The 17,381-nt window shown below is 67.0% G+C and carries 15 protein-coding genes; 6 read left to right on the top strand and 9 right to left on the bottom strand.

Going from position 1 to position 17,381, the window contains the following annotated elements; all coding sequences use genetic code 11:
• The first annotated feature begins 172 nt into the window (after positions 1-172).
• Both O7R11_RS07200 and O7R11_RS07195 read left to right on the top strand, forming a co-directional pair.
• A complete protein-coding gene (locus tag O7R11_RS07200) occupies positions 173-1,492 on the top strand; it encodes an Nramp family divalent metal transporter (protein ID WP_337996826.1) in 1,320 nt (439 codons plus the stop codon).
• 89 nt (positions 1,493-1,581) lie between these two features.
• A complete protein-coding gene (locus O7R11_RS07195) occupies positions 1,582-2,685 on the top strand; it encodes a hypothetical protein (protein WP_337996825.1) in 1,104 nt (367 codons plus the stop codon).
• A gap of 4 nt (positions 2,686-2,689) precedes the next feature.
• On the opposite strand, the gene panE is transcribed toward O7R11_RS07195, so the two are convergent.
• Positions 2,690-3,619: a 2-dehydropantoate 2-reductase gene (gene panE, locus O7R11_RS07190; RefSeq protein ID WP_337996824.1), complete on the bottom strand. Its 930-nt coding sequence runs from the start codon at positions 3,617-3,619 to the stop codon at positions 2,690-2,692.
• Between the two features lie 123 nt (positions 3,620-3,742).
• Here panE and O7R11_RS07185 point away from each other — a divergent pair, with 123 nt between their 5' ends.
• Positions 3,743-4,309 (top strand): cupin domain-containing protein, encoded by a 567-nt coding sequence (locus tag O7R11_RS07185; RefSeq protein WP_337996823.1) that lies wholly within the window; start codon positions 3,743-3,745, stop codon positions 4,307-4,309.
• A 154-nt stretch (positions 4,310-4,463) separates the two neighbouring features.
• Here O7R11_RS07185 and O7R11_RS07180 read toward each other — a convergent pair whose 3' ends face one another.
• Complete coding sequence (locus O7R11_RS07180) at positions 4,464-4,631, bottom strand: hypothetical protein (protein WP_337996822.1); 168 nt, start codon at positions 4,629-4,631, stop codon at positions 4,464-4,466.
• 329 nt (positions 4,632-4,960) lie between these two features.
• Complete coding sequence (locus tag O7R11_RS07175) at positions 4,961-6,655, bottom strand: Na/Pi cotransporter family protein (RefSeq protein ID WP_337996821.1); 1,695 nt, start codon at positions 6,653-6,655, stop codon at positions 4,961-4,963.
• 276 nt (positions 6,656-6,931) lie between these two features.
• Here O7R11_RS07175 and O7R11_RS07170 point away from each other — a divergent pair, with 276 nt between their 5' ends.
• Genes O7R11_RS07170 through O7R11_RS07160 form a run of 3 tightly spaced genes read left to right on the top strand, consistent with a single transcriptional unit; the run spans position 6,932 to position 9,825 of the window.
• Positions 6,932-7,876: a Bug family tripartite tricarboxylate transporter substrate binding protein gene (locus tag O7R11_RS07170; RefSeq protein ID WP_337996820.1), complete on the top strand. Its 945-nt coding sequence runs from the start codon at positions 6,932-6,934 to the stop codon at positions 7,874-7,876.
• Positions 7,876-8,328, top strand: a complete 453-nt coding sequence (locus O7R11_RS07165; protein WP_337996819.1) for a tripartite tricarboxylate transporter TctB family protein — start codon at positions 7,876-7,878, stop codon at positions 8,326-8,328. The genes O7R11_RS07170 and O7R11_RS07165 overlap by 1 nt, the downstream gene beginning before the upstream one ends.
• A gap of 9 nt (positions 8,329-8,337) precedes the next feature.
• A complete protein-coding gene (locus O7R11_RS07160; protein WP_337996818.1) occupies positions 8,338-9,825 on the top strand; it encodes a tripartite tricarboxylate transporter permease in 1,488 nt (495 codons plus the stop codon).
• 48 nt (positions 9,826-9,873) lie between these two features.
• Here the strand turns inward: O7R11_RS07160 and O7R11_RS07155 are convergent, their stop codons facing one another.
• From O7R11_RS07155 to O7R11_RS07130, 6 genes are all read right to left on the bottom strand, one after another.
• Positions 9,874-10,698, bottom strand: a complete 825-nt coding sequence (locus tag O7R11_RS07155; protein WP_337996817.1) for an ABC transporter permease — start codon at positions 10,696-10,698, stop codon at positions 9,874-9,876.
• A gap of 7 nt (positions 10,699-10,705) precedes the next feature.
• Positions 10,706-11,938 carry an ABC transporter permease gene (locus tag O7R11_RS07150; protein WP_337996816.1) on the bottom strand — a complete coding sequence of 411 codons (1,233 nt, stop codon included), beginning with the start codon at positions 11,936-11,938 and terminating at the stop codon, positions 10,706-10,708.
• 60 nt (positions 11,939-11,998) lie between these two features.
• Positions 11,999-13,045, bottom strand: a complete 1,047-nt coding sequence (locus O7R11_RS07145; RefSeq protein ID WP_337996815.1) for an ABC transporter substrate-binding protein — start codon at positions 13,043-13,045, stop codon at positions 11,999-12,001.
• A gap of 31 nt (positions 13,046-13,076) precedes the next feature.
• The gene (locus O7R11_RS07140) at positions 13,077-14,201 is read right to left on the bottom strand and encodes an ABC transporter ATP-binding protein (RefSeq protein WP_337996814.1); all 1,125 of its coding nucleotides are present in this window, start codon (positions 14,199-14,201) and stop codon (positions 13,077-13,079) included.
• Positions 14,202-14,490: 289 nt separating this feature from the next.
• Positions 14,491-15,786 carry a 4-aminobutyrate--2-oxoglutarate transaminase gene (gene gabT / locus O7R11_RS07135; RefSeq protein ID WP_337996813.1) on the bottom strand — a complete coding sequence of 432 codons (1,296 nt, stop codon included), beginning with the start codon at positions 15,784-15,786 and terminating at the stop codon, positions 14,491-14,493.
• Between the two features lie 27 nt (positions 15,787-15,813).
• Positions 15,814-17,277, bottom strand: a complete 1,464-nt coding sequence (locus O7R11_RS07130) for an NAD-dependent succinate-semialdehyde dehydrogenase (protein ID WP_337996812.1) — start codon at positions 17,275-17,277, stop codon at positions 15,814-15,816.
• Positions 17,278-17,381 lie beyond the last annotated feature (104 nt).

Raw genomic sequence — 17,381 nt, 5'->3', positions numbered from 1 at the left:
GCGAGTCGTCCTCCAGAATAGCCAAACCCGCCCTTCCGCGCAATCCACCCGCCGTGGAAAACCCTTTTCCGCCAATTCGTTGTCGGGATAGCACGGGGCACATGCTGAAGCCTCTTGCATAAGATTTAGCGTAAGCTATATTGAGAATGCTTCTCATTTACAGGAGAGGGCCATGACATCGCAGGCAATCGCCCAGGCCTACCCCGCCGCCGGATTGGCCGACCCGACCACCATCGCCATCCGCGAGGCGCTCGCCGGGCGGCGCCGCGGCCTCTCCTCCTCTCTCCTGTTCGCCGGTCCGGCGGTGATCGCCTCGATCGCCTACATGGACCCCGGCAACTTCGCCACCAACATCCAGGCGGGCGCGCACTACGGCTATGCCCTGCTCTGGGTGGTGGTCGCCGCCAACCTCATCGCCATGCTGTTCCAGGCGCTGTCCGCCAAGCTCGGCATCGTCACCAACCGCAACCTCGCCGAGGTCTGCCGCGACCGCCTGCCCGCGCCCCTGGTCTGGGCGATGTGGGCGGTGAGCGAGGTGGCGGCGATGGCCACCGACCTCGCCGAGTTCGTCGGCGGCGCGATCGGCCTGGCGCTGCTGTTCGACATGCCGCTGATGGCGGGGATGACGGTGACCGCCATCGTCACCTACGCCATCCTGCTGCTGGAGCGTTCCGGCTTCCGCCGCATGGAGGTCGTCATCGGCGCGATGGTCGGCACCATCGGCCTGTGCTACCTCGTCGAGGTGCTGATCGCCCCGATCTCGTGGAGCGGCGTCGCCGCCGGGGTGGCGGTGCCGCGCCTGCCCGACGCCGGGGCGCTGACCATCGCGGTGGGGATCATCGGCGCCACGGTGATGCCGCACGCCGTCTACCTGCACTCCGGCCTCACCCAGAACCGCGCCCCGGCGCGCGACGAGGCGGAACGCGGCAAGCTGGTGCGCTTCTCCCACCGCGAGGTGGTGATCGCCCTCGCCATCGCCGGGCTGGTCAACATGGCGATGGTGATGATGGCCTCCGCCGCCTTCCACGCCGGGCACCCCGACGTCGCCGAGATCGAGACCGCCTATCACACCCTCACGCCGCTTCTCGGCGCGGGCGCGGCGGCGATCTTCCTGGTCTCGCTGATCTTCTCCGGCGTCTCCAGTTCGGTGGTCGGCACCATGGCCGGGCAGATGATCATGCAGGGCTTCGTCGGCTTTTCCATCCCGGTGTGGCTGCGCCGCCTGGTCACCATGGCCCCGGCCTTCGCCGTCGTCGGCCTGGGGGTCAACGCCACCCACGCCCTGGTGCTGAGCCAGGTGGTGCTGAGCTTCGCCCTGCCGGTGCCGATGCTCGCCCTGGTGTGGTTCACCGGGCGGCGCGACATCATGGGCCGCTTCGCCAACCCGCGCCCGGTGCAGATCGCCGCGGTGGTCGGCTGCGCCATCGTGCTGGCGCTCAACCTGGTGCTGCTGGTCCAGGTGGCGGGGGTGGAAATCCCCGGCCTCGGCTGATGGTCCTTGGAATGCGGTGAATCCACCACGGATTCGCCGCATTTTTCCCCGACCCTCCCTGCCGTCCGGCAGAGGAGGCCCGATCGCCGATGAAACTCCCCATAGTGTCCGCCGCCTGCGCCGCCGCGCTGTTCGCCGCGCCGGTCCGCGCCGAAACGCCGTTCGTGCCGCACACCGATGCGGAGATCGCCCGCCTCACCGAGTACCGGGGGCCGGCCCGCTCCGAGGAGATTCTCTCGATCTGGCGCGGCCTCTTCCTCGGCATGCCGGGACACCGCGCCTTCGCGGTCTCGCCGGACGGCGCTTTCGGCACCGCGTGGAGCCACGCCTCGCGCGAAAAAGCCGCCGAGGGGGCGCTCAAATACTGCGCCGCGCGGGAGGCCAAGGCAAAGCGGGAGAACGCCTGCGCGGTCTATGCCGCGGATGCGGAGATCGTCCATCCCGGCGCGGCATATGCGCTGCGCGAGATATCCTTCAGCGTCGGCGACTTCACCTCCGGACCGGAATACTTTTACCGCGGCCCCGAGCGGGCCAAGGGCGTGATCGTCTGGCAGCACGGCAAGCACGGCACGATCGACCAGCGCAAGGGCGCGGCCTATCCCATCGTCAACCGGCTCAACCTCGCGGGGTGGGATATCCTGCGCTTCGACCGCGACCCCGACTACGACCAGCTGTGGTGGGCGCTTTCCCACCTCGAGTCCTCGCTGCCGCAACTCAAGGCACTGGGCTACAAGCGCATCGTGCTGGCCGGGCAGTCGCGCGGCGCGATCCAGAGCCTGCACATCCTGGAGAACGCCAAGGCCGCGCCGCTGGTCGATGCGGTGCTCGCCACCGCCCCGGCGGAAAACGGCACCGGCAGCGCCAGCGTGCTTTCCGCCCCCGACGAGTGGCGGCAGACCGTCGAACGCCTGCCCGCGGCGCCGCGCATCGCCATCGCCTTCTTCGGCAAGGACCCCTACAACCCGCAGGCGGAAGAGAAAGCGGCGCTGGCGCGGCAAGCCTTCGCCGCGCGCGGCCAGGCCGCGGTGGTGATCTACGAGAACGACCCGCGCATGCTCGTCCGCAAGGACGCGGACGGCAATCCCTCCGGCCACTACGGCGCGGCGACGCGGGAATTCACCGACAAATACGCCGACTGCCTCGAAGCCTTCCTCGACACCGGGGCGAAGAGCGGGGCGTGCGCCGCGTTCTGAGCGGTTACGAGGCCTCGCGGGCGCGGCGCGCCTCGTAGGCCTTGAGGTGCATAAAGGCGAGGGTGAGGAGCGGCGCATCGTCGTCGCACGGCGCACGGTCGAGCAGCGCGCCGAGGATATGGTCGGCCTCCACCGCGCCGCCGCGCTCGATGTCGCGCAGCATCGACGCCATCAGCGGGGACTCCGGATTGAGCAGGAAGGACTCCTTCTGCTTCGCCAGCCATTCGCCGGGCGGGAACCCGGCGGCGGCGGAAATCGCGGCGCATTCCTCGAACAGGCCGTTGACCACGCCCGCGCCGCCCGCCTCGATGATGTCGCAGACCGCGGCGCGCATCAGGCAGGTGATCCCCGCGCCGACCGCGATGAACACCCACTTCTCCCACATTTCCTGAACGATCGCCTGGCTGTGGCGCATGATGAACCCGGCATCGCCCAGCGCCTCGGCGATCAGACCGGCCTCGGCCGCCTGGCCGCCGGCGCGCGCGCCGAACACCAGGGTGTTCATCCGGTTGAAGTGGAGGATCGCGCCGGTCTCGTCGGTGCCCGAGGAGATCAGGCACAGCCCGCCCAGCACATGCGCCGCGCCGAAGCGGTCGTCGAGGGATTCGAGGTGGGTCATGCCGTTCAACAGCGGCAGGATCAGCGTCTCCTCCCCCACCGCCGGGGCGAAGGAGGCCATCGCGTCGGCGAGGTCGTAGGCCTTGCAGCTGAGGATGATCAGGTCGTAGGGCGCGCCGTCCAGACGGTCGGCGGTGATCAGGGGCGGCGTCGGGTGGTGGTAGTCGCCGAGCGGGCTCCTGATGGTGAAGCCGTTCTCGGTGAGAAGCTTGGCGCGGCCCGGCCGCACCAGAAAGGTCACGTCGCGGCCCGCCTGCAACAGCCGCCCGCCGAAATAGCCGCCGATCCCGCCGGCGCCGACCACCAGAATGCGCATGCTTGGAAACTCCCTGTCGTCTGGAAGAATCCAGACTAGGCGTCCCGCGGCGAAAAGCCAACGCCGGACTGGACCGGGGAGACTTTTCCCGTACTATGAAGGCGTTGGGAGAGGGAGACGCGTATGGACTTCGATGTCGGAACCCGCCTGCGCGCGGTGCGCGAGACCGCCGGAATGTCGCAGCGCGAACTGGCGCGCCGCGCCGGTGTGACCAACGGCACCATCTCGCTGATCGAGCAGAACCGCAACAGCCCCTCGGTGGCGAGCCTGCGCAAGGTGCTGGAGGGCATTCCGATGACGCTGTCGGAATTCTTCAGCCAGGAGATCCCGGCGGCGGAGCGCATCGTCTTCGGCCAGGACGAGATGATCGAGATCGCCTGCGAGATCGAGCGCAAGAACAAGGGCGCGATCTCCTTCCGCCAGGTCGGCGACGCGGCCAAGCACCAGTTGCAGATTCTCTTCGAGACCTACCAGCCCGGCGCCGACACCGGACGCTCGATGCTCAAGCACGAAAGCCAGGAGGGCGGCGTCGTCATCTCCGGGCGGATCGAACTCACCGTCGAGGGGCGCAAGTTCATTCTCGGACCGGGCGATTCCTACCTCTTCGACAGCCGCCAGATCCACCGCTTCCGCAATCCCTTCGACGAAACCTGCACCCTGGTCTCCGCCTGCACCCCGCCGTACCTCTGAGGCGGGAAAAACCAAAACCTTACGAGGGGACTCGGTCCCCTCGCGCTCCCCATAACTTTGGCCTTTGCGTATAACGCCATGGGGCCATCCTACCGTATGGTAGACAGATGGCGCTTCACGCAAAAACTAAATCTAGATAACAGAATCAACCAACCTAATCGCCGATACGGCTCTTCAATTCTTTTGAACGTAATTTTGATATCTTTTTCTCTATCTTTATTTTTTCTTTCAATGCGGCATTCTCCACCTTAAGCTTTTCATTCTCCGCCTTTAACCGCTTTTCACGCAGCGATAAATTTGTATCTCCTGGTGCACGGCCCATCCTCATCTCTCCTAAAACATGCCTGATATGCTTTTATATTTATCATAATGCTAGAAACATATTGAGATAAAAATAACATGCGCTTCATTAGAAGAGATCTACCGAGATAAAGCCATCGTCTCAATTACGCGCAAAAGTGCATCGCCCCCTGCTCTTTTCCTGGCTATGCGGCACCACCATCAACCCCTTGAAAACAGGGAATGGGGCGTGAGAGAACACTGGAACCGACCGCCGAAGGCAGCGAGAGTACCAGCGGGCCTTCCCGAGGCAGGAATACCCCCTTTCTTTTCCCAGCTCAGATCAATTCCAGGGCAGGGCACCACCCTCGCTCACTCCGGGTGGCCGTTCAGGCCTTCCACCACGCCCTCGTCCGCCGGTTCCGTGCCGGGCAGCGCCTCGTAGGCGATGCAGGAGACCTGGCCGTTGATCCAGCGGATGTTGAGGATCAGTTCGAGGTGGGCCGAGCTGCTTTCCATGGTGCGCGAGATGCCCTCGCTCAGCCGGGCGAAGTGCCGTTCCGAGCTGTCGGTGCACATCTTCTTGAGTTCGCGCTTGCGCTGCACCAGGACGCCCGCGGTGTCCTGGTTCCACGCCATGATCACCTCGGCGGCGAGCTGGGTGTTGCCGACCAGGTAGTGGAAGAGGGTGGCGATCTCCTCCTTGCCTTCCGGCGAGAAGCTGCGGCCCGCCTTCTTCATCGACTTGGAGATGCCGACCATCGCCTTGCTGATCACGTCGCCCGCGTTCTCCAGGCTGGCGGTATAGCGCAGCAGCGCCGTCACCTTGTGCTGCTCCTCGTCGCTCATGCCCTTGCGGGTGAGGTCCACCGCATAGGCGCGCACCGCGGTGAACAGGGTGTCCACCTTGCTTTCCATCTTGGCGATGTCCTGCGCCTTCTCCGCCGCGCCGGTGGTCAGCATTTCCAGCGTCGTTTCCAGCATCGTCTCGATGGTGCCGACGATGCGCAGCACCTCGCGCGACAGCGCGGTCACCGGCAGCAGTTCGGGGCGGGCGCCGGCGTCGGTTGCGGTGGCGGTGGGAATGTATTTCGGCCCCACGTCGTCGGCGGGCTTGGGCGGATCGGCGAACCACTTTTCGAGGACGCGGGCGATCGGCGTGACGAAGGCGGCGAACATCACGATCAGCGCGATGTTGAACAGGATGTGGAGGATCATCACGCGGAAGCCAGGCTCCCCCGGCATCCTGGCGTAGAGGCCGTCGATCAGGTGCAGGCAGATGAAACCGGCGGCCACGCCGGTGAGCTTGAACAGCGCGTTGCCGAAGACGATGCGCCGCGCCGGGGCCGCCTGGCTCCAGGTCATGATGATCGGCGGCAGGGCGTTGCCGAGGTTGATGCCGAAGAGCGCGGCGATGATCAGGTCGGGGTCGGAGGTGACGCCGGTCTGCACCAGCGACGCCCAGAACAGAAGGATGGCGATGGAGGAGTGCGCGAGCCAGGTGAGCACCGCGAACAGCAGAAGCGCGATGAGCAGTTCGCTGCCGAGCGAAGAGACGATGATCTTGATCAGGCCGCTTGCGGCGAGCGAGCTCGACACCTGGCTCATGAAGGCGAGGGCGATGAGGATCATCGCGATGCCGAGCATGATCCGCCCGACCTGCTTGAAGGGGGAGGCGGTGTCGCTGAAGACCGCATGCAGCAGGTAGCCGACGAACATCAGGATCGGCCACATCGCCTTGAGATTGAGGGTGAGCAGCGCCGCCACCAGGGCGCTGCCCGCATCCGCGCCGAGCAGCAGGAGCAGGCCGTCCGCCACCGGGATCACCCCCACCGCGGCGAGCCCGGAGGTGAACACCGCGACCGCGATGGAGCTTTGCAGGGCGGTGGCCGCGCCCGCGCCGATCAAAAGCGCAATCACCGGGTTGTCCAGGGCGCGCGGCAGGGTCTTGTGGATCTGCGACCCGTAGATGCGCATCACGCCGGTACGCGCCATCCTGACCCCCCACAGCAGCAGGGTCGCCGCGCCGAGGATCATCGTCAGTTCATAGGTACCAGATATCTGCATTCCACCCTCATGGGGAGGTCATCCCGGAGTCTCTCGGCCCTCCCCCCGGCGGCGCCGCACGATCCTCTCCCGACTCCTCTGTTCGGCTGCCGATTCTTCCGGATTTCCGAGGGTTGCCCTTCTGTCCGGACGGTCCTTTCCCGGCATAACGGCCCGGTCGGAACCGGAGTCTCGTTTTCCAGGTTGACACCCCCCCGAAGGGCGGCATAACACGGTACTGTCATAAAAGTAACATAAAAAGTTAATCCGTCTGTAACAAATACACGGAGGAACTCCATGCTGAAGCGCATCATCCCGGTCGCCCTCGCCATATGCCTGGCGGCGCCTCTTGCGGCGCACGCCGAGTACCCGGAAGGCCCGGTGACCATCATCGTTCCGTCCAAGGCGGGCGGCTCCACCGACGCCACCGCGCGCCTGTTCATCCTCTCCGCCAAGAAGTTCTGGCCCGGCGCCGAATTCGTGGTGAAGAACGTCGGCGGCTCCGGCGGGCAGAAGGGCTTCGAGGAAATCGCCGCAGCCAAGCCCGACGGCCAGACCATCGGCATGGTGTTCACCACCCAGGTGGTGGCGCACATCGTCTCCAAGCGCGCCCGCTACACCCTCGACAGCTTCCACGTGATGGGCAACCTCAACGACGACCCGGAAATCGTCGTGGTGCCGCCCGAAAGCCCCTACAAGACCCTCGCCGACTTCGCCAAGGCCGCCAAGGGCAAGAGCATGACCGTCGCGGTCAACGGCATCGGCTCCGACGACTTCATCGCCGCCAAGAAGTTCGAGGAGAACGCGGGCGTCGATTTCAACCTGATGCCGACCAAGGGTTCCACCGAACAGAAGGCCGCGGTGCTCGGCGCCCATGTGGACGCGAGCTTCATGAACCTGTCGCAGATGTTCGCGCAGCACAAGGCGGGGCAGGCGCGGATCATCGCCATCCTCACCAAGAAGCGCAGCACCCTTCTGCCCGACGTGCCCACCGGCATCGAGCAGGGATATCCGGTGGAGATGACCGCCACCCGCGGCTTCGTGGTCTCCGCCAAGGTGCCCGCCAAGATCATCAAGAAGCTCGACGACCTCTTCCTCAAGGTGCAGAACGACCCCGGCTTCATCGCCGCGGCGGAAAAGGACAACCAGTTCCTCCTGCCGATGACCGGCCCGGAATACCTGAAGTACCTCAAGGACTTGCAGGTTGAGACCAAGCGCTATTACGACAAGAGCCCGTGGTAATGAACAAGCGTCTCGTCGGGCCGGCCCTGCTGGCCGGTTTTCTGCTGCTTGCCGTGCTGCTTCACCGCAGCACGGCAGGCTATCCCGCCTTCGTCCAGGGCTCGACCGCAAGCTACGTGCGGTTCCTCGCCTGGTCGCTGGGCATTCTCTGCGTGGCGGACCTGGTTTTCTCGCTGCGCCGCCGGACCGCAGGCGCAGGCGAGGATGAAACCGGCGGCCGCAACCCCCGGCGCTTCTGGTCGCTGCTCGTGCTGCTTGCGGCCTACAGCTGGGCGCTCGGGATTTTCGGCTTCTTTGCGTCCTCTCTGGTGTTTTTGCCGCTCACCATGGCCGCCATGGGATCGCGCCGCCCCCTGCCGATCGCAGGCACCACCGTCGGCATCCTGATCTTCGTCTATATCGTCTTCGTCCAGTTGCTGGAAGTCAGCCTGCCCGAGGCGACTCTCTTCTGAGGAAAGCGCATGATTTTCGAAGCCGCACAATCGCTGCTCGCGCCCTCGGCGCTGCTCGCGGTGTTCATCGGCACCGTCGCGGGCATCATCGTCGGCGGCATGCCCGGGCTCACCGCCACCATGGCGGTGGCGCTCCTCATCCCGGTGACCTATGCGCTGCACCCGCTCACCGGCCTCGTGCTGATGGGCGGCGTCTATTGCGGCGCGATGTACGGCGGCTCCATCCCCGCCATCCTGCTGCGCACCCCCGGCACCCCGGCGGCGGTGGCCACCGCGATGGAGGGCTACCCCCTCACCCAGCAGGGCCGCGGCGGACTGGCGCTCAAGGTTTCGGTGATCTCGAGCTTCGTCGGCGGGACGTTCTCCACCCTGGTTCTTCTGCTCACCGCGCCGCTTCTCGCCATCTTCGCGCTGAAGTTCGGCCCGCCGGAATACTTCCTGCTGGCGATCCTCGGCCTCGTCGGCATCGTCTCCCTCGCCGAGGAGGGCAAGCTGCTCAAGGCGCTGATCTCCGGCGTGCTGGGGCTCGCCATCGCGGTGATCGGCACCGACCCGATCTCGGGCAACCTGCGCTACACCATGGGCATGCGCGAGCTGTTCGACGGCGTCTCGTTCATGCCCGCGCTGATCGGCATGTTCTCGATCACCGAAATGCTGAAGCTCACCGGCGCGTCCCACATCGTCCACGAAACCGTGGACGTGAAGTCGATCAAGCGCGAGCCGATGCCCAAGGGCCTCGGCAAGTTCATCGGCCTGGGCTCGTGCGTCGGCACCCTGGTCGGCATCCTGCCGGGCGAGGGCGCGACCATCGCCGCCTTCATCTCCTACAACCTGGCGCGCCAGCATTCGAAGAACCGCAGGCTCTTCGGCAAGGGCAATCCGGAGGGCATCGCCGCCGCGGAAAGCGGCAACAACGGCTGCGTCGGCGGCTCGCTGGTGCCCACCCTCACGCTGGGCATTCCCGGCAACAGCGTCGCCGCGGCGCTCCTCGGCGGGCTGCTCATCCACGGGATGATCCCGGGGCCGGAGCTCTTCACCAAGCACGGGGTGATCACCTACGGCTTCATCCTCTCGATGTTCCTCGCCAACCTGATCTTCCTCGGCATCGGCCTGTTCTTCGCCCCCTATTTCGCGCGCATCTCGCTGATCCCCACGTCGCTTTTGATCCCCGGGGTGTGCCTGTTCTCGGCGCTCGGCTCCTACGCCATGGACGGCAACATCTTCGACGTCTACGTGATGCTCGGCTTCGCGGTGCTGGCGCTGGTGCTGGAGAAGGGCGGCTTCTCGCTCGGCGCGCTGATCCTCGGGCTGATCCTCGGGCCGATCGCCGAGACCGGCTTCGCCCAGGGCCTGATCATCGGCCACGGCAGCCTCGGCGTGTTCTTCACCCGCGGGCCGTGCCAGATTCTCTGGGCGGTGATCGTCCTCCTGCTGGTGCCGCCGGCGCTGCAATTCTACCGCAACCACGTCAGGCAGCCGATCCCGGCGGCGGACTGACCGCGCCGCGCGCAAAAACGCCCGGCCTCAGGCCGGGCGTTTCGCGTTTCAGGCCTGGCCGCGCATCCGCGCGTTGCGCCGCCGCAGCAGTTCGAGCGCGGCGAGGAGAACGATGGAGAGAAGGATGAGGATGGTCGCCGCCGCGGTGATGGTGGGGGAGATGTTCTCGCGGATGCCGGAGAACATCTCGCGCGGCAGGGTGCGCTGCCCCGGCCCGGCGACGAAGAGCACGATCACCACCTCGTCGAAGGAGGTGGCGAAGGCGAAGAGAGCCCCGGAGGCGACGCCCGGCGCGATCAGCGGCAGAATCACCTTGAAGAAGGTGGTGGACGGCCCCGCCCCCAGGCTGGCCGAGGCGCGGGCGAGGTTCATGTCGAAGCCCGCGAGCGTCGCGGTGACGGTGACCACGACGAAGGGCGCGGCGAGCGCGGTGTGCGCGACGATCAGCCCGGGGAAGGTGGCGGTGAGCCCGAGCGGCGCGAAGAAGAAGTAGAACCCCACCGCGGTGATCACCAGGGGCACGATCATCGGGCTCAGCAGCACCCCCATGATCAGCCCCTTGCCGCGGAAGTCGGCGCGCACCAGGCCGAGGGAGGCGACGGTGCCGAGCGCGGTGGCGAGCGCCGTGGCGGAGATGCCGACGATCAGGCTGTTGGCCAGGCTGCCGGTCCACTGCTCGCTCTGGAAGAACTCGGCATACCAGCGCAGCGAGAAGCCGGGGATCGGATAGGTGAGGAACTGCCCGGAGGAGAACGACAGCGGCACGATGGCGAGAATCGGCGCCAGCAGGAAGAAGAACACCAGGACGCTCACCGCCCACAGCACGGCGGTCCAGATGCGTTCGGAAGGGGTGCGGACGGAAGGCGCGGCCATGTTGCGGTTATCCCAGTTTGATGCCGCCCGCCCCGACCAGGCGGTTGTAGACGGCATAGAGGATCATCGTGGCGGCGAGCAGCACCGCGCCCAGCGCCGAGGCGAGGCCCCAGTTCACCGAGCTCGAGGTGTAATAGGCGATGAAATAGCTGATCAGCTGGTCGCCCGCGCCGCCCACCAGGGCCGGGGTGATGTAGTAGCCGATCGCCATGATGAACACCAGGATGCCCCCCGCGCCGATGCCGGGCAGGGTCTGCGGCACGTAGATGCGCAAAAACGCGGTGGCGGGCGCCGCGCCCAGCGAGCGCGCGGCGCGCACATAGGTGGGCGGGATCGCCTTCATCACCGAATAGAGCGGCAGAATCATGAACGGCAGCAGGATGTGGGTCATCGCCACGTAGACGCCGACCTGGTTGTAGATCAGGCGCATCGGCTTTTCGATGATGCCGAGCCAGATCAGCGCGTTGTTGACCAGGCCGTGCTCCTGCAGCACCACCACCCAGGCGGCGGTGCGCACCAGAAGCGACGTCCAGAACGGCAGCAGCACCAGGATCATCAACAGGTTGCCGCGGTCGGGCGGCAGCGTGGCGAGCAGATAGGCGACCGGATAGCCGAGCGCGAGGCAGATCAGCGTCACCGCGAGGCCGACGACGAAGGTGCGCTTCAGCACATCGAGGAAGAGCGCCTCATCCGGCGGCGCGACGACGATCCTGCCGGTCGCGGTGCGGTTGCGGTCGAGCGCGGCGAGGAGGAAGAAGCCGGTCACCGGGCCGGAGGCGCGATAGACCGCGCCCCAGGTTTCCGGGTCGGCCCAGCGGCCGTTGGCGGCGATCACCGCATCGGTCCAGCGCTCCGCCGTCTCCGGCAGCGCGCGTGCGGTGGAAAACACCAGGGAGCGGCCGTTGCGCAGGTCGTAGTTGAGGCGCCGCGCCGCGGTGGAGAGGGTGCGGTCCTTGTGGCTCGCCTTGATATCGTGGGCGAGCGCGGCGAAAACCGCCTCGTCCGGCAGCGCCTTGCGGTCGCGCCAGGAGGGGATGGCGGCGGTGACCTCGGGCCAGACGGAGGAAAGCTCGGTATCGTGGACCGCGCGCATCATCATCGAGGCGATCGGCACGACGAAGGAAATCAAAAGGAACCCCAGAAGCGGCGCGATCAGGCCGAACGCCTTCACCTGCCGCATCCGTTCGGCGCGGCGCAGGCGGGCCTTCAACGGGTGGTTCTGCTCGCTCATGCGTTTCATGCCTCGCCGCCGGGGGGAAACCGGCCGGGGGGCGCAAGCCGCCCCCCGGCGCAACGGGTTCTACTTGCTCGCCGCCCACTTGTTGAAGCGGTCGTTGAGCCGGTCGATGTTCTCCAGCCAGAAGGCGGAATCGATGGTGACGATGTTCTTCATGTTGTCCGGCGCGGTCGGCATGTCGGGCAGCCGCTTGGGGTCGATGTACTTCGCGGCGTCCTTGGCGGTCGGGCCATAGGCGATGGCCGGGGTCAGCTTCGCCTGGGTGGCGGGCTTGCCGACGAAGTCGAGGAACTTGTAGGCGCTCGCGACATTGGGCGAGCCCTTGAGGATCACCCAGGAGTCGATGGTGAACAGCGCGCCGTTCCAGACGATGCCGAAGTTGCGCTTGTCGTTCAGGTTGGCGGCGTCGATGCGGCCGTTGTAGACCGAGGTCATCACCACCTCGCCCGAGGCGAGAAGCTGCGGCGGCTGCGCGCCCGCCTTCCAGAAGATCAGGTCCTTCTTGATGCTGTCCAGCTTCTTGAAGGCGCGGTCCTGGCCTTCCGGCGTCGCCAGCACCTTGTAGACGTCCTTCGGGGCCACGCCGTCGCCGATCAGGGCGAACTCCAGGGTGGACTTGGCGCCGCCGCGCAGGCCGCGCTTGCCCGGGTACTTCTTGGTGTCGAAGAAGTCGGCCCAGCTCGTCGGCCCGGCCTTCAGCTTGTCCTTGTCGTAGGCGAGCACGAAGTCGTAGGCGATGGTGCCGACGCCGCACTCGTGCACCGCATCGGGCAGATAGGCGGCCTTGCCGCCGATCTTCGGCCAGTCGAGCGGCACGAACAGGCCTTCCTCGCAGCCCACCGCCAGTTCGTCGGATTCCACTTCCACCACGTCCCAGGTGGCGTTGCCGCCTTCCACCTTGGCGCGCAGCACGCCGATGCCGCCGTCCCAGGACTCGTCGGTCATCTTGATGCCGCTGGCCTTCATGAAGGGATCGAAATAGACGTCCTTCATCACCTTCTGGAACGCGCCGCCCCAGCCCACCACGCTCAAATCGCGGGCCTGGGCGGAGGCTGCGCCGCCGATCACCAGCGCCGCGGCGATCGCGGCGGTCGTCATACGCTTGCTCATGCTGTCGTACTCCCTGCGTTGGCCCCCAAACTCAACTCTCGTCTTCCGCCGGCGCATCCAGCGCCCGGCAGTCCTCCGCGGCGAAGGCCACCGCCACCCGCTCGCCCACCTCGGGGCGCGGCCGGTTGGGACGGAAGCGCATCTTCACCGTGAATTCCGGATTGCCCGCCACGGCGAGGCGCAGCCGCGTGTGGTCGCCGTGGTAGATCGTCTCCTTCACCGTGCCGATCAGCCGGTTGACGTGCTGCGGGCCGTAATCCTCCACGTGCACCTTCTCGGGCCGCATCGACAGGCGGGTCGGCTGCCCCGCGGCGGTCACGTTGACCGCCCGCGCGGTGACGTGGCGCCCGTCGGCGAGCGCGACGCGGCAGAGACCGTTCTCCAGCATCTCCTCCACCGTGCCCGCGAGCATGTTGTTCTCGCCGATGAAGTCGGCGACGAAGGCGTTCTGCGGCTCCTCGTACAGGCCGTGCGGCGTGTCGAGCTGCCGGATCACCCCGTCGTCGAACACCGCGATGCGGTCCGACATGGTGAGCGCCTCGGTCTGGTCGTGGGTGACGTAGACCACGGTCACCCCCAGGCTCTGGTGCAGGTGCTTGATCTCGATCTGCATGTGCTCGCGCAGCTGCTTGTCGAGCGCGCCGAGCGGCTCGTCCATCAGCACCAGTTGCGGCTCGAACACCAGGGCGCGGGCCAGGGCGACGCGCTGCTGCTGCCCGCCGGAAAGCTGCCCCGGACGCCGCCGCCACAGGTCCTCCAGCTTCACCATGGAAAGCGCCTCGCGCGCCTTGGCGCTGCGCGCGCCGCGGTCCATGCCGCGCACCATCAGCGGAAAGGCGACGTTCTCCTCGATCGTCATGTGGGGGAACAGGGCGTAGTTCTGGAACACCATGCCGATGCCGCGCTGATGCGGCGGCACGTTGCGGATGGAGCGGCCCGCAAGCTCGATCTCGCCGTCGGTCGGCACCTCGAAGCCCGCCAGCATCATCAGCGAGGTGGTCTTGCCGGACCCCGACGGCCCGAGCAGGGTGAGAAACTCGCCGCGGTGGATGTCCAGGTTGAGGTCCTTCACCACCAGGGTCTCGCCGTCATAGGTCTTCCGCACGCCGGAGAAGCGGACCAGAACATCGGATGCGGGTGCGGCGGAATCGGTCATGACGTGTCCTTGGGGTGAAACCGGCGGTCGCCGGAAAGACGGCACCGGCGACAACGCAAACAGCATGCCACGTTTAATTAATTAAACAAGTCCCGGGGCTTAATTTTTGTTCAAACCCTTGAGCCGGTCAAATATGCCTATTTTTTAAACACGAACGCCGCGCGGAGCGGCAGCGTCCGGGGCCGGAAAAGCCGGTGTCCGCGGCGACGAAAAAACCGGAGGGACCGAGTCCCTCCGGTTTTTCGTCATCAGGGCCGGGAGCGCCGCCGCCCGGCCGCGCGCCGCACGGCTATGCGGAGAGCACTTCGGCGAGGGAGGCTTCGAGAATCTCCATGCCCTCCCGCACCTGCGCCTCCGGCATGGTCAGCGCGGGCAGGAAGCGCACCGCATTGCCGAACACGCCGCAGGTGAGCGCCATCAGCCCGTTCTCCGCCGCCTTGGCGACCAGGGCCTTGGTGAGGTCGGCCGCCGGTTCGCGGGTGACGCGGTCCTTGACCAGCTCCACCGCCAGCATCGCGCCGAGGCCGCGGATGTCGCCGATGCAGGAGAACTGGTTCTTCCCCGCCATCGCCTCGAGGCGCTCGGTGATGATGCCGCCGATCGTCCTGGCGCGCTCCACTAGGCCTTCCTCCTCGATCACGTCGAGCACCGCGAGCGCCGCGGCGCAGGACATCGGGTGCCCGCCGTAGGTGCCGCCCACCGCGCCGACGGCGGGGTGGTCCATGATCTCGGCCTTGCCGACCACGCCGGAAATCGGGAAGCCGCCGCCGAGCGACTTCGCCACCGTCATCATGTCGGGGGCGACGCCGGAGTGCTCCACCGCGAACAGCTTGCCGGTGCGGCCGAAGCCGGTCTGGATCTCATCGGCGATCAGCAGGATGCCGTAGCGGTCGCAGATCTTGCGCAGCGCCTGCAGGAACTCGGGCGGCGCCGGGTTGAAGCCGCCCTCGCCCTGCACCGGCTCGACGATGAAGGCGCAAACGCGGTTGGGGTCCACGTCGGAGCGGAAGAGCGCGTCGATCGCCTTCAGCGACTGTTCCACCGAGATGCCGTGATAGGCGTCCGGGAACGGCACGTGGTAGATATCGGCCGGCAGCGGCGCGACGCCGAGCTTGTAGGGCGCGACCTTGCCGGTGAGCGCGACGGTGAGCAGGGTGCGGCCGTGGAACGCGCCGTTGAACGCCACCACCGCCGAACGCCCGGTGGCGATGCGGGCGATCTTCACCGCATTCTCCACCGCCTCGGCGCCGGAGTTGAGGAACAGCGACTTCTTCGGTCCCGGTCCGGGCATCAGGGCGTTGAGGCGCTCGGCGAGCTTCACGTAGGGCTCGTACGGCGTCACCTGGACGCAGACGTGGGCGAAACTGTCGAGCTGCGCCTTCGCCGCGGCGACCACCTTGGGGTGGCGGTGGCCGGTGGCGAGCACCGCGATGCCGCTGGCGAAATCGATGTAGCGCTTGCCGTCCACGTCCCAGATCTCGCCGTTTTCCGCCCGCGCGGCGAACACCGGCTGATTGGTGGAAAGCCCGCGCGGGACCGCGGCCTCGCGCCGCGCCTGAAGCGCGGCGTTCCCGGACTGTGACATGACCTTCGTCTCCTGTTTCTGATGCGGTTACCCGGCGATGCCGCCGAGGCAGAGGTATTTGATTTCGAGGAAGTCCTCGATGCCGTACATCGAGCCTTCGCGGCCCAGGCCGGATTCCTTGACCCCGCCGAAGGGCGCCTCGGCGGTGGAGATGATCCCTTCGTTGATGCCGACGATGCCGTATTCCAGGGCCTCGGCGACGCGGAAGACGCGGCCGACGTCGCGGGCGTAGAAATAGGCGGCGAGGCCGAAGCGGGTGTCGTTGGCCATCGCCACCGCTTCCGCCTCGGTCTTGAAACGGTAGAGCACCGCCACCGGGCCGAAGATCTCCTCGGCGAAGATCTCCATCTCCGGGGTCGCCCCGGTGAGGATGGTCGGCTGGTAGAAGGTGCCCTCCGCGGTGACGCGGCGGCCGCCGCACACCGCGTTCGCGCCCTTGGCGAGCGCGTCGGCGACCAGGCTTTCCACCTTGGTCACGGCGGCCTGGTTGATCAGCGGTCCCTGGGTCACCCCGGCCTCCATGCCGTTGCCGACCTTGAGCGCGCCGACCGCGGCTTTGAGCCTGGCGGCGAAGGCGTCGTAGACTCCCTCCTGCACCAGGAAGCGGTTGGCGCAGACGCAGGTCTGCCCGGCGTTGCGGTATTTCGAGGCCATCGCGCCCGCCACCGCGGCGTCGAGGTCCGCATCGTCGAAGACGATGAACGGCGCGTTGCCGCCGAGCTCCATGCTCACCTTCTTCACCGTCGCGGCGCAGTCGCGGATGAGGAGCTTGCCGACCTCGGTGGAGCCGGTGAAGGAGAGCTTGCGCACCAGCGGGCTGTCGCACATCGCCTTGCCGACCGGCGCGCCGCGCCGCGCGGTGACGATGTTGAACACCCCCGCGGGAATCCCCGCGCGCTCGGCGAGAAGCGCCAACGCCAGCGCCGAAAGCGGCGTGTCGCCCGCGGGCTTGACCACCGCGGTGCAGCCCGCGGCGAGCGCCGGGGCGACCTTGCGGGTGATCATCGCGTTGGGGAAGTTCCACGGCGTGATCGCCGCGACCACGCCGATCGGCTGCTTCAGCACGACGATGCGGGCGTCCGGCTTGTGCGCGGGGATGACGTCGCCGTAGATGCGCTTGCCCTCTTCGGCGAACCACTCGACGAAGGACGCGCCGTAGACCACCTCGCCGCGGGCCTCGGCGAGCGGCTTGCCCTGCTCCGCGGTCATCAGGAGGGCGAGGTCGTCGGCGGCGGCGAGGATCAGCTCGTACCACTTGCGCAGGATCGCGGCGCGTTCCTTGGCGGTTTTCGCCGCCCACGCGGGGAAGGCGGCATCGGCGGCGGCGATCGCCGCTTCCACGTCGGCGGGGTCCATGTCGGGCACTTCGCCGATGACGTCGCCGGTCGCCGGGTCGGTCACCGCGAAGCGGCGTTTCGCCGCGCCGTCGCACCATGCGCCGTTGACGAATGCCCGGCTGCGGAGAAGAGTGGAATCGACGAGGAAGCTCATGGCAATATCCCTGATACGGAGAGGCGTTGATGGGGCCACGCTACGCCTGTTTAAAAAATTAGACAAGTCTCGTAGCGCATCCCGCGCACTTTCGATTGCGCGGG

The organism is Oleispirillum naphthae (genome assembly GCA_027864655.1).
GTDB classification, from domain to species: domain Bacteria; phylum Pseudomonadota; class Alphaproteobacteria; order Rhodospirillales; family Rhodospirillaceae; genus Oleispirillum; species Oleispirillum naphthae.
This window is presented reverse-complemented; position numbering and strand designations above follow the sequence as displayed.